15 protein-coding genes, 2 tRNA genes and 2 pseudogenes are annotated in these 10493 nt (G+C 65.4%); 2 read left to right on the plus strand and 17 right to left on the minus strand.

What is annotated here, in order from left to right; genetic code table 11:
* Positions 1–44: 44 nt before the first annotated feature.
* From rpsB to GJ630_RS09075, 13 genes and pseudogenes are all read right to left on the minus strand, one after another.
* Complete coding sequence (gene rpsB, locus GJ630_RS09015) at positions 45–866, minus strand: 30S ribosomal protein S2 (RefSeq protein ID WP_121303619.1); 822 nt, start codon at positions 864–866, stop codon at positions 45–47.
* Positions 863–2068, minus strand: a complete 1206-nt coding sequence (eno, locus tag GJ630_RS09020; RefSeq protein ID WP_191449759.1) for a phosphopyruvate hydratase — start codon at positions 2066–2068, stop codon at positions 863–865. Before eno ends, rpsB begins: the two co-directional genes overlap by 4 nt.
* 2 nt (positions 2069–2070) lie before the next feature.
* A complete protein-coding gene (locus GJ630_RS09025) occupies positions 2071–2244 on the minus strand; it encodes a DNA-directed RNA polymerase subunit K (protein ID WP_004516796.1) in 174 nt (57 codons plus the stop codon).
* Positions 2241–2441 (minus strand): DNA-directed RNA polymerase subunit N, encoded by a 201-nt coding sequence (locus GJ630_RS09030; protein ID WP_004516797.1) that lies wholly within the window; start codon positions 2439–2441, stop codon positions 2241–2243. Before GJ630_RS09030 ends, GJ630_RS09025 begins: the two co-directional genes overlap by 4 nt.
* Positions 2442–2453: 12 nt before the next feature.
* Positions 2454–2852: a 30S ribosomal protein S9 gene (locus GJ630_RS09035; RefSeq protein WP_004516798.1), complete on the minus strand. Its 399-nt coding sequence runs from the start codon at positions 2850–2852 to the stop codon at positions 2454–2456.
* A complete protein-coding gene (locus tag GJ630_RS09040) occupies positions 2846–3283 on the minus strand; it encodes a 50S ribosomal protein L13 (protein ID WP_008310363.1) in 438 nt (145 codons plus the stop codon). Before GJ630_RS09040 ends, GJ630_RS09035 begins: the two co-directional genes overlap by 7 nt.
* Positions 3280–3630 carry a 50S ribosomal protein L18e gene (locus GJ630_RS09045; protein ID WP_004516800.1) on the minus strand — a complete coding sequence of 117 codons (351 nt, stop codon included), beginning with the start codon at positions 3628–3630 and terminating at the stop codon, positions 3280–3282. Before GJ630_RS09045 ends, GJ630_RS09040 begins: the two co-directional genes overlap by 4 nt.
* Before the next feature lie 24 nt (positions 3631–3654).
* Positions 3655–3739: transfer RNA gene (locus GJ630_RS09050), tRNA-Leu, on the minus strand.
* Positions 3740–3843: 104 nt separating this feature from the next.
* On the minus strand, positions 3844–4623 hold the full coding sequence (locus tag GJ630_RS09055) for a DNA-directed RNA polymerase subunit D (protein WP_004963344.1): 780 nt from the start codon (positions 4621–4623) through the stop codon (positions 3844–3846).
* Between the two features lie 3 nt (positions 4624–4626).
* Positions 4627–5015 (minus strand): annotated as a pseudogene (locus GJ630_RS09060) (30S ribosomal protein S11).
* Entirely contained in the window at positions 5012–5527 is a 516-nt protein-coding gene (locus tag GJ630_RS09065; protein ID WP_004593562.1) for a 30S ribosomal protein S4, read from the minus strand. Before GJ630_RS09065 ends, GJ630_RS09060 begins: the two are co-directional and overlap by 4 nt.
* Positions 5527–6060, minus strand: a complete 534-nt coding sequence (locus tag GJ630_RS09070; protein ID WP_008310371.1) for a 30S ribosomal protein S13 — start codon at positions 6058–6060, stop codon at positions 5527–5529. Before GJ630_RS09070 ends, GJ630_RS09065 begins: the two co-directional genes overlap by 1 nt.
* A gap of 21 nt (positions 6061–6081) precedes the next feature.
* Positions 6082–6166: transfer RNA gene (locus tag GJ630_RS09075), tRNA-Ser, on the minus strand.
* Positions 6167–6384: 218 nt separating this feature from the next.
* Between GJ630_RS09075 and GJ630_RS09080 the strand changes: the two genes are divergently transcribed.
* The gene (locus GJ630_RS09080; RefSeq protein ID WP_191449760.1) at positions 6385–6684 is read left to right on the plus strand and encodes a hypothetical protein; all 300 of its coding nucleotides are present in this window, start codon (positions 6385–6387) and stop codon (positions 6682–6684) included.
* A gap of 128 nt (positions 6685–6812) precedes the next feature.
* Positions 6813–7874: an Mrp/NBP35 family ATP-binding protein gene (locus tag GJ630_RS09085; RefSeq protein ID WP_146417511.1), complete on the plus strand. Its 1062-nt coding sequence runs from the start codon at positions 6813–6815 to the stop codon at positions 7872–7874.
* Between the two features lie 62 nt (positions 7875–7936).
* On the opposite strand, the gene GJ630_RS09090 is transcribed toward GJ630_RS09085, so the two are convergent.
* The 4 genes and pseudogenes from GJ630_RS09090 to GJ630_RS09105 all read right to left on the minus strand — a co-directional run.
* Positions 7937–8128: a 30S ribosomal protein S17e gene (locus GJ630_RS09090; protein WP_004516807.1), complete on the minus strand. Its 192-nt coding sequence runs from the start codon at positions 8126–8128 to the stop codon at positions 7937–7939.
* A gap of 190 nt (positions 8129–8318) precedes the next feature.
* Entirely contained in the window at positions 8319–8945 is a 627-nt protein-coding gene (locus tag GJ630_RS09095; RefSeq protein WP_371727272.1) for a DUF447 domain-containing protein, read from the minus strand.
* Entirely contained in the window at positions 8942–9805 is an 864-nt protein-coding gene (locus tag GJ630_RS09100) for a triphosphoribosyl-dephospho-CoA synthase (RefSeq protein WP_371727274.1), read from the minus strand. The genes GJ630_RS09095 and GJ630_RS09100 overlap by 4 nt, the downstream gene beginning before the upstream one ends.
* Positions 9778–10493: pseudogene (locus GJ630_RS09105) on the minus strand (tRNA-dihydrouridine synthase); the annotation flags it as partial. The gene GJ630_RS09100 and the pseudogene GJ630_RS09105, both read right to left, overlap by 28 nt.

Here is a 10493-nt window from a genome sequence, read left to right on the forward strand (position 1 = left end):
CCACTCGCACTTCGACAGCGAGAAAACGAAACAGTTCAGCGACGTTAGATGTCGGACTCGAAGTCGTCGAGTCCGTACGTCGGCTCGGCACCGCGGCGGTCGAGCGTCTCGTTGGCCAGCAGCCAGTAGACGACCGACAGCGCCTTGCGCCCCTTGTTGTTCGTCGGGACGACCAGGTCGACGTTCGACGTGGTGTTGTTGGAGTCACACATCGCGATGACTGGGATGCCGACCGTGATGGCCTCCTTGACAGCCTGGGCATCACCGATCGGGTCGGTGACGACCACGATGTCAGGCTCGATGTAGCCGTCGTAGTCGGGGTTGGTCAGCGTGCCGGGGATGAACCGGCCGGTGCGGACGCGTGCACCAATTGCTTCGGCGAACTTCTCGGCCGGGAACCGGCCGTACTGGCGCGACGACGCGGCCAGAATCTGCTCCGGTTCGTAGTTGGACAGGAAGTCCGCGGCGGTTCGGATGCGCTCGTCGGTCATCGAGACGTCCAGCACGTACAGCCCGTCGGTCCGGACGCGGTGGATGAACCGCTCCATGTCCTGGGTCTTCTGCTGGGTCCCGATGTGGACACCGGCGCCGAGGTAGTCCTCGACGGGGATGAGGAGGTCGGCCTCCGACTGCTCGTCGGGCATGACGTCCTCGTCCAGCTGTGGGCCGGCGGCCTCGTCGGCCTCGGCCGCTTCGTCGGCCTCCGTGTCGGCATCGGTTGGTTCGGCCTCTGTCGCCTCTGTGGCGTCGTCGGCGGGCTGTTCGGCTTCCGTTTCGGTCTCCGCGTCGACCGCTTCGTCGTCCTCGTCGGACGGGTCGAAGTCGGAGTCTGACGCGTCGAGACCTTCTTTTTCGTTGCCGCTCATACTGCGTTGTCCTCGATACGGATTAGTTCGTTCAGCTTGGCTGTGCGCTCGCCGCCGACCGCGCCGGTCTTGATGAACGGTGCGTCAGTGGCGACAGCGAGGTGTGCAATCGTCGTGTCTTCCGTCTCGCCGCTGCGGTGGGAGACGACGGACTCGTAGCCGCTTGCCGTCGCCAGTTCGATGGCGTCGACAGCGTCGGTGAGCGTTCCGATCTGGTTCGGCTTGATAAGGATGGAGTTCCCGGCGTCGGCGTTGATACCGGCCTGCAGGCGCTCGACGTTGGTGACGAACAGGTCGTCGCCGCAGACGAGCGTCTGGTCACCGACCTGTGTGGTCAGGTCCGCGAAGGCCTCGTAATCGTTCTCGTCGAGTGGGTCCTCGACGTAGACGAGGTCGTACTCCTCGACCTTCCCGGCGATGTACTCTATCTGCTCTTCGGTGGACTTGACGCCGTCGTCGTAGACGTAGCCGTCCGCCTCGTCATCGTAGAGTTCCGCGCCAGCAACATCGAGGCCGAAAGAGATAGCGAAGCCGAAGTCGTCGGCGACGGTCTCAACAGCCTCGTCCATAATCTCGAACGCTTCGTCGTCCGAAACGGACGGTGCCCAGGCTCCTTCGTCGCCCTTGCCCGCTGGCAGGTCGCGGTCGGCCAGGATGTCGTGGACCTCCTGATGGACCGCGGCGTTGGCGAAGACAGCCTCTTCGACGCTCGGTGCGCCGACGGGGGCTGCGAGGAACTCTTGGATATTGGTTGCATCCGCGGCGTGCTCGCCGCCGCCGATGATATTGCCCAGCGGCGTTGGGTACTCGTTGCCCCGGAACGTGCCGCCGAGGTGCTGGTACAGCGGTGCGCCCAGCACGTCGGCACCGGCCTTTGCGGCCGCCATCGAGATGGCGACGGCGCTGTTGGCCCCGATACCCGAGAAGTCGTCGGTGCCGTCGGCGGCGTGGAGCGCCGCGTCGACGTCACGCTGGTTCCCGGCGTGAACCTCGCCGATGAGCCGTGGGAGCGCGTCCTCACGGGCGTTGGCGATGGCTTCGTTGGCGGGGAGCTCGATGGCCTCGTACTCGCCCGTGCTTGCGCCGCTCGGTGCCTTGCCACGACCGAAGCCCCCACTCTCAGTGAGAACGTCGGCCTCGACGGTCGCGTTCCCGCGGGAGTCGAGGACGCGGCGGAGTCGGATGTCAGTGATGAGCGTCATCGTTAATCACTCCTGTTGACCGTGAACGGTAGGACGCCAGCGTCGTACTCCTCGGCGGCGATGAGTATCGGCTGGGTGTGTTCCGTCTCGATGAGCACGGGAGCACCGTGGGCCAGCTGCAGCGCTCGTGCGCCGAGTTTGCGGGCCTTCTCGTAGCGGCTTTCCTGTGCGTTCATTGGTAGGGTGAGACGATGTCGACGAGGTCTTTATGCGAGACGAGCATCCGGCGACAGCAGTGCCGCTCGACGCCGAGTTCGTCGAGAACCTTCTCCGGGTCCTCTGGCTCCTCGGCTTCGCGGGTGCGTGCTTTGAACTCCTCCCAGTGCTCGCCGACGACGTTACCGCACGTGAAACACCGAACCGGTACCATCATGCTTGAATCACCTTAGCGGTACGATTTCTGGTAGCGGGCCCGCGCACCGGGGCCGCCCCACTTCTTGGGTTCGGACTGGCGAACGTCGTTGACCAGCAGCGAGCGGTCGAACTCCATGAACGCGTCACGGAGTTCGGCGTCGTTGGTGTGGTCGACAAGCCCGCGAGCGATGGCGGTTCGGGCGGCGTCTGCCTGCCCCATGACGCCGCCACCCTCGACGGATACTTCGACGTCGACCTCGCCGCGGAGGTCGTCCTCGGCGATGCGGAACGGTTCCAGCATCTTGAGCTGCGCCAGCTCGGGGTCGACGAGTTCGACCGGCTGCGAGTCGATACGCACGCGGCCCTCGCCCTCGCGAACGGTCGCGCGGGCGACGGCGGTCTTCTTCTTGCCAGACGTGTTCGTTACCATGTCTTGTTCGCTCCAAGCGTTTCGCTGATCTCGCCCAGCGTGACGAACTTGATGTTCGACAGTCGGTCAAGCGACGTGCCGTCTAGGACCTCGCCGTCCTCGTCGTACGGGTTGCCGAGGTAGACACGGACGTTCTCGAACGCCTCGCGGCCACGCTGCTTCTTGTGGGGCAGCATGCCACGGATGGTGCGCTTGAAGATGCCGTCCGGTCGCTTGGGGTAGAAGTACCCGTTGTCGTTACCGATGTCGACACGTTTCTTGTACTTCTCTGTGATCTGCTCCTCTCGGCCGGTGATCACAGCGCGCTCGGCGTTGACGACGGCGACCGTCTCGCCATCGAGAGCCTGTTCGGCGACCTGTGATGCGACGCGGCCCATGATACAGTCGCGGGCGTCAACGATGACATCCGCGTCGAATTCTGCGACGCTCATCGGATCACCCGGACGTGGGAGCCTTCTGGGTTGTTTTCGATTGCCTGTTCGAGTGATACAGCCTCTCCAACCTGGTCGATCTTCGTCTCGGCGGTTCCGGAGAAGTCGACAGCGGCGACGGTGACGTCCTTCTGCAGGACACCGGAGCCAAGCACCTTGCCGGGCACAACGACGGTTTCGTCTTCCTGGGCGTATCGTTCGATACGGCCGAGGTTGACTTCCGCGTGTGTGCGCCGTGGCTTTTCTAAGCGCTCGGCGACGTCGCCCCAGACAGCACCGCCCGAACTGCGGGCGGCTGACTTCAGGTCGGCGATGAGACTACTGAGTCTCGGGTTCGTCTTACTCATATGATTCCTCCGTTGTGGGAAAAGTGCAGGGAGCAGGATTTGAACCTGCGGACCCCTACGGGACAGCGCCCTGAACGCTGCGCCGTTGGCCAAACTTGGCTATCCCTGCGCGCGATTGTTCGTTTTGCGTGCCCCGTAAAACCCCTTTCGGTCCTCGCGCTCGGGGAGCGGGCGGTCATCGGTAGTGGTGGGGTGTGTCGGGGCATTGTGTCGTTACAGTTGGACTGCGTCTTTCAGTTCGGTCGCGCGGTCACGCAGCGTCTCGACCGCGCGCAGGACCAGTTCCTCGGTGGTGAACGACCCGTCCGTCTCGACGTGGAACACGAACGCGTTCGGCACGTCCGAGACCTCGACGTCTTTGCCGGGGTAGCGGTTCCGGAGGTCGTTGTCGAACTCGTCTGTCGCGACGAGTTCGCCGTTGGTGGCGTCGCCGGCGGCGTGTTCGGCCGCCTGCTCTTCGATGACGCCACGCAGGATGTTCGGGTCGTCGTCCTCGAACTCGCCGAGGTCGCCGACGACCTCCACCTGCTGGAGGTGTCGGTAGCCGACGGCCACGCCGCCCTGATGTTTGGCGTGTTCCCGACCGGTGTCGAGGACGGCGTCGGCCTCGACTTCGAGACGTTGGCCCTCCTTGAGATCGATGATCGGGATGTTGTCGTCGGCCGCCTCGACCATCGGGTCCGAGGAGACGAGGTCGCTGGAGTAGGCCGTGCTCGGCCCGTCGACGGACAGCGACAGCGTCACCTCGTCGCCGATCTCGAAGTCGTCGAGGTCGGTCGTCAGCGGGACCAGTCCCAGTCGGAGACCGATCTGCTCGTTGAACATCACGCTGGTGTTCTCGATGACGCGGACGGTGTCGATACTGAACGTCGGCACGTCCGCGACCATCGCTCGCCGGATGCCGTTGGCAAACGCCGGCGTGATGCCGCGCACGAGGATGCGGGCCTCGCGCTCGCCGCGTTCGACGAACTCAACCTCGTAGTCCTGTGTCATTGGTTAGAATCCGGAGTTCTTGGGTGCACGAGTGCCGTCGTGCGGGGTCGGCGTGACGTCCTCGATGCGACCGATCTCCAGGCCCGCTCGGGCGAGTGCGCGGATCGTCGCCTGCGCACCCGGACCGGGCGAGGTCTGGAGGTTGCCGCCGGGACCGCGGACCCGAACGTCGACGCCTCGACGCCGCGGTCGAGGGCTTTCTCCGCAACGACCTCGGCCATCTGCATCGCCGCGTACGGCGACGCTTCGTCGCGGTTCTGCTTGACAACCGTCCCGCCGGAGCTCTTTGCGAGCGTTTCCGCGCCGGTCTGGTCGGTGATGGTGATAATCGTGTTGTTGAACGATGCGTGCACGTGGGCGATGCCCCAGATGTCTTCGGTTTCTTCGCTCATTCTTGGGCCTCCGCGCGCTCAGGATGGAGTTCGTCCGACAGCGAGCTGTGCTCGTCGAAGCCGACCGAGCTCTCGACGGCGGTCTCCACCGTCATGCCGGGTCGAGTGACGCGAGCGTCGTCCAGCACGATGTGTCCGTGGACGATGAACTGGCGGGCCTGCTCGGGCGTGTTCGCGTAGCCCTTGCGGTAGACGACCGTCTGCAGGCGACGTTCCAGCACGTCGGTCACGTCGAGCGACAGCACGTCGTCGAGCTGGTCCTGCTCGTTGAGGATGCCGTAGCGCTTGAGCCGAGCGAGGAACTCCTCGGACTCGGTCTCGTGCTCGCCGGCGCTGCCCAGCAGCTTCCGGGCCTCACGGCGGTAGCCACGAAGCTCGGACTGTGCGCGCCAGAGCTCTTCTTTGTTCTTCAGGCCGTAGCGGCCGATGAGGTTGGCCTCGTCGGCGATACGCTCGCCCTGGAAGGGATGATTCGGCGTCTCGTAGAACTTCGTGTTCGAACCAAGCGCCATTATTCGTCATCCTCCGCGGCGGCTTCCTCAGCCTGCTCTTCTTTAATCGCCTCGACGTTGACGCCGATGGTCCCCTCCGTCCGGCCGGTGGACTTGGTACGCTGTCCACGGACCTTCTGGCCGCGCTTGTGGCGGACACCGCGGTAAGAGTCGATCATCTTCATGCGGTTGATGTCCTGCCGGCGGGTGAGCTGGAGGTCGTTACCAGTCTCGTGGGTGGTTTCACCGGTGAAGTAGTCCTTCTGGTGATTGGCCATCCACTCGGGCACCTCGTCGGCGAAGTTCTCGACGTGGTCGACGACGCGCTCGATGACGTCGTCGTCGAGCTTGCCGAAGACCGCGCGCCGGTCCACGTCCGCCTTCTGGGTGATGATTCGGGCGGCCCGGTGGCCGATACCGTTCAGTTCTGTCAGTGCTCGCTCGACGGATTTCGTCCCGTCGAGGTCTGTCTGTCCGATACGGACGAAATAGCGGATGTCCTCCTCCTCTTCGGCATCCGCGTCCTCGCCCGCGTTGGGGTCTTCTGCACTCATATGTAGGTACTGATGGGTGAGCGTCGTGGCGGGGATTCGAACCCCGGAGGCTGTACGCCACAGAGTTAGCAACCCTGCGCCTTGGGCCAGGCTTGGCTACCACGACACGCGTTCTATGACACTCGCGCCCGCAGCACGCGGACTCGGGGGCCGGTCCCCCTACACGAGTCTATCCGATTCTATTCCGGGGTTGTATTTAAACGCAACGAAGGGGCCCGACAGCGTGACTTCGGGACATACCCACAGAGACATGGAATCGCAAGCATCGCTGCACTTGTCAGGTGCCAGCACAACACATTCGTCGCTAGGCGCCCATGTCGGCGTATGCGTCGGTGCATCACTGACGGCGGCAACAGCGTCGACCCGACCGACCGAACAGCGGTCCGTGACCACCTGGAACGGTTCGCAGGGTCCGGCACGGTTACCGAAACGGACGACGGCACGCTCCGGGCCGACTTCAGCGGCCGAACCCACGTCGCAGTGGCTCCCGATGGTACGATAGACACCGGGATGCCGCTCCACTCGTTTGCCGGGACGCCGGAGCGGCTCGTGTTCGACCACGACAGCGGCGAGTTGCGCGCCGAGTTGGACGGGGAGAGCGTCTACGTGTTTCGACATCCATAGAGAGATGTGTTCTTCGCGCACGCGAGAGTGACCTTAGAACTTATCCGCTGTTGCGGGGCCGGGGCAGCGGGCTGCCCGCATTCGACGGGTCACAATCCTTATCGCACCTCCGGGACCTACTCCTGTGCATGAATACAGACGACGTACGCGAGCGCCTGCGAACGGTCGAGGACCCGGATCTGGGAGCCGACATCGTCTCACTCGGGCTGATCAACAGCATCGACGTGACTGACGACGAGGTCAGCATCGACCTGGCGCTCGGTGCGCCGTACTCGCCGACGGAGACGAGCATCGCGAACGAGGTCCGCGAGGCGATGGGCGACATCGACCGTGAGATAGACCTCTCCGCGAGCGTCGACCGCGGTGTCCCGGAGGCCGAAGACCCACTGCCGAAGGTCAAGAACGTCATCGCGGTCGCCTCGGGGAAGGGCGGGGTCGGCAAGTCCACCGTCGCGGTGAACCTCGCCGCCGGCCTCTCGCGGCTCGGCGCCCGCGTCGGCCTGTTCGACGCCGACGTGTACGGGCCGAACGTCCCGCGGATGCTCGACGCCGACGAATCGCCGCGCGCAACCGAGGACGAGGAGATCATCCCCGTCGAGAAACACGGGATGAAGCTGATGAGCATGGACTTCCTCGTCGGCAAGGACGATCCGGTTATCTTCCGCGGCCCGATGGTCGACAACGTCCTCACGCAGCTGTGGGACGACGTGCTGTGGGGCGAACTCGACTACATGGTCGTGGACCTGCCGCCGGGAACCGGCGACACGCAGTTGACGATGCTCCAGCAGGTGCCCGTCTCCGGGGCTGTCATCGTCACCACGCCGGAGGAGGTCGCTCTTGACGATGCCCGAAAGGGACTCCGGATGTTCGGTCGCCACGAGACGCCAGTGCTTGGCATCGTCGAAAATATGTCGTCGTTCGTCTGTCCCGACTGTGGCGGCACGCACGACATCTTCGGCAGCGGCGGCGGCCGCGAGTTCGCCGACGAGACGGAGATGCCGTTCCTCGGCGAGATTCCGCTCGACCCCGAAGTCAGGGAAGGGGGCGCGACCGGGGAACCGCTCGTCCTTGATGAGGACAGCGACGTCGGCGAGTCGTTCCGCGACATCGCCGCCCGCACCGCCAACATGCAGGGCATTATCCACCGAAAGCGACAGAGCGACAGCCAGCGCGCCCAGCCAGAGCAGTAAGGGTTCAGAGCCGATACAGCAGCGGCTCAGTCACCGGCAAGAAACAGAGAGAAAGAACCGAATTACGCTTCGACCGGGTTGTTCATCTTCCGGGTGACGTAGCCGGCGATGCGGTTGCGGACACCCTTGGACTCGATGTTGGTCAGTTCCTCGACGACGTCTTTGTTGTGTTCGAAGTCTGCACCGAAGGCGTCAGGGTATCGCTCCATGAGGAGCGTCCCGGTCTTCTTGACGTAGGCGGGTTTGATTGCCATGCGCGCTACTTGCTTGGTCGCACTCAAAAAGGGTTCGGAACGGACCACGCACGCGAACGTTTATCAGTAGGGGTGGAACGATCCGTTACCGTGCGCTGAACGTCGCCGTGGCAGGGTCCGCGAGAGTGCGACACAGTCTGTCACGGGTCGTCGTGTGTCGCCTGTGTGCCCCTCATTCCGTGCGGCGTCCCTACCACTCGGCATCGATCAGGTCGCGTACGCGCTCGAAAGCCGCTCGCTCGCGTTCGCCGCCGGCCGTTTCGACCACGGACTCGAAGTACGCGAGACGGTCTAGCAGCGTCTCGCTGTCGTAGCTGGGCACGTCAAGTCGCGAGGCCGCGACGGTCGCCTCGACGACGGCGGCGTGGCCGCGGTTCGTCGTCGGCACGACCCGCCGCGTGACGGCGCTGTCGACGGGGTGTAGCGCCCATTCGACCCACTGGGTGTCCCCCTTCGAGCCAGAGTCACGCCGCTCCACATCGACTTCGACCCACGCGTCCACGCTATCGAGGACAGGGACGTCTTCCTCGCGGACCGACAGCGCCGCCTCGGCGAAGTCGACCGGGTCGCGCGTGAACTGGACGTAGCCGCCCCCACGCTCCCGGAAGTTCCGCCAGGTCCGGGTCCGGCCCCACGTCGTCGCCGTGGCTGGTCCGTCGCCGTCCGGCGCATGGACACCCAGTGCGGCGACGTTCCAGCGCTCGTTCGGCCCCAGGGTAGTGACGACGGTCTCGGAGACGCCGGAAAGGGCGACCGGCCACTCCGTCCCGGAGCCACCGGAGTCCGGGCCGCCATCTCCAGAGGAATCCCTGGTCACACTTCGAGCCCCCGTTCGAGCGCGACGAACAGCGCGCCCGCAACGAGATCAGCAGTCGTTCCGGGGTTGATGTCCCGCTCGACGAACTCCTCGGCGAGGCCGGTCGCGGTTTCCGCACCCTCGAGGACAGCCTGTGCCCGTCGCTGGACCTCCTCAGCGGTTTCGCGGTCCTGCCGCGTGACGATGAAGGTGTCCGGTTCCGCCGCGAGCAGTTCGATGAACACGTCCGATGCGCGGTCGGCGACCGGACCGGATCCGTCCAGTAGCCACTCGCTGGCCTCGAACACGCGCTCGAAACCGGACACCCACTCGGCGGCCACGCCATCGACATCCGCGCTGGACTGCATCACGTCGAACAGCGTCATCTCACGCGCGCGGAGTTCCGGAATCGCGTCGCGTCCGCGGCGAACGTCGAGCGGCTCCAGCCCGTCGGGCGGGTCGTCGACGGCCACGTCGACATGTTCGAAGGCGCGGTAGAACGCCGCCGCGTCCTCGACGGTCGTCTCATGAACCACAGCATCGACATCGGATGGTGACAGTCGCCCGTCCGCGGCCGCGGCGGCAAGGGGTGTGAGTACCATCAGGGCCCCGAACTGGGTGTTCCCGCCGGACTGGTCCGCCATCCCGTCGACGGCGGCCTCGAACGCGGGACCAACCGGGTCGCCCGCGGCCGCGCGGTCAAGCCCCGGACGCGCCCCCACAGCCCCGGCCATGAAATGCTCGAACCGCAGGTCATCGTACTCCCGCTCGCGGTCGACGTTGCCGGGCTTCGGCGTCCCGGAGACCTCCAGCAGCAGTGCAAGCTGGGCGTTCTGTGCAACCGACCGTTCGCTCACAGTGGCACCTCCGACGCGAACCACTCCGCTGTCGTCGCTCGGATCTCGTCGAGCGTCTCCGGCTTGTCGCTCGCGCGACCGACGCTGACGGCGTCAGCGCCGTACGAAAGGTACTCCCGTGCCGTCTCTCTCCCTCGAACGCCGTTGTTCGCGACGACGAACAGGTCGGTGGCGTCGGCCACGTCGGCGACGACCGACTCGGAGTCCATCGCGTCGACGTGGAACAGGTCTCCACCAGCGTCTTCGATGGCTTGAGCGACAGCTGGGAGCGAGACGCCATCAAGTTCGGCACGGCCCTTCACCGACACCGTCGCCCCTGTCGACGCTGCTGTTTCCACGAACGCCGCCAGTCGTTCCGGCTCCCGGAGCAGCGCCTCGCCGGCACCCGCGGCGCACATCTCGTCCTGCCGACAGTGGGCGTTGATCTCGATGATGGCGTCGTGGCGCTGACAGACGGCGGCGACACGCTCGACGGGGCCAAGCGTCGCGCTCCGGACGTGAACGCCGGGCGCAGTGATGCGTCCGCAAGCGCGCCGAGCTGGTCGTCGACGAACGCGACCGGGTCATCGGGCAGGAACTCGGAGCGGTCGCGGTCCGTCATCGCTCGGGCGGCCTCGCGGGTCCGGTCGTCGGAGCGCGATACCGCCGAGGAACGCACACCCGACGTGGGACTCGACCGTGCGGGCCCACGACGCGTCGGCCTCGCCGCTCA

It is taken from the genome of Haloarcula sp. CBA1122 (assembly GCF_009741785.1).
Taxonomy (GTDB): domain Archaea; phylum Halobacteriota; class Halobacteria; order Halobacteriales; family Haloarculaceae; genus Haloarcula; species Haloarcula hispanica.

What these genes read in the sequence shown, in the direction of transcription:
- GJ630_RS09085 (WP_146417511.1), top strand. Translation starts at nt 6,813, where the DNA reads ATGAATACAGACGACGTACGCGAGCGCCTGCGAACGGTCGAGGACCCG.
- GJ630_RS09065 (WP_004593562.1), bottom strand. Translation starts at nt 5,527, where the DNA reads ATGGCGCTTGGTTCGAACACGAAGTTCTACGAGACGCCGAATCATCCC.
- rpsB (WP_121303619.1), bottom strand. Translation starts at nt 866, where the DNA reads ATGAGCGGCAACGAAAAAGAAGGTCTCGACGCGTCAGACTCCGACTTC.
- GJ630_RS09035 (WP_004516798.1), bottom strand. Translation starts at nt 2,852, where the DNA reads ATGGTAACGAACACGTCTGGCAAGAAGAAGACCGCCGTCGCCCGCGCG.
- GJ630_RS09045 (WP_004516800.1), bottom strand. Translation starts at nt 3,630, where the DNA reads ATGAGTAAGACGAACCCGAGACTCAGTAGTCTCATCGCCGACCTGAAG.
- GJ630_RS09040 (WP_008310363.1), bottom strand. Translation starts at nt 3,283, where the DNA reads ATGAGCGTCGCAGAATTCGACGCGGATGTCATCGTTGACGCCCGCGAC.
- eno (WP_191449759.1), bottom strand. Translation starts at nt 2,068, where the DNA reads ATGACGCTCATCACTGACATCCGACTCCGCCGCGTCCTCGACTCCCGC.
- GJ630_RS09080 (WP_191449760.1), top strand. Translation starts at nt 6,385, where the DNA reads ATGCGTCGGTGCATCACTGACGGCGGCAACAGCGTCGACCCGACCGAC.
- GJ630_RS09070 (WP_008310371.1), bottom strand. Translation starts at nt 6,060, where the DNA reads ATGAGTGCAGAAGACCCCAACGCGGGCGAGGACGCGGATGCCGAAGAG.
- GJ630_RS09025 (WP_004516796.1), bottom strand. Translation starts at nt 2,244, where the DNA reads ATGAACGCACAGGAAAGCCGCTACGAGAAGGCCCGCAAACTCGGCGCA.
- GJ630_RS09055 (WP_004963344.1), bottom strand. Translation starts at nt 4,623, where the DNA reads ATGACACAGGACTACGAGGTTGAGTTCGTCGAACGCGGCGAGCGCGAG.
- GJ630_RS09030 (WP_004516797.1), bottom strand. Translation starts at nt 2,441, where the DNA reads ATGATGGTACCGGTTCGGTGTTTCACGTGCGGTAACGTCGTCGGCGAG.
- GJ630_RS09090 (WP_004516807.1), bottom strand. Translation starts at nt 8,128, where the DNA reads ATGGCAATCAAACCCGCCTACGTCAAGAAGACCGGGACGCTCCTCATG.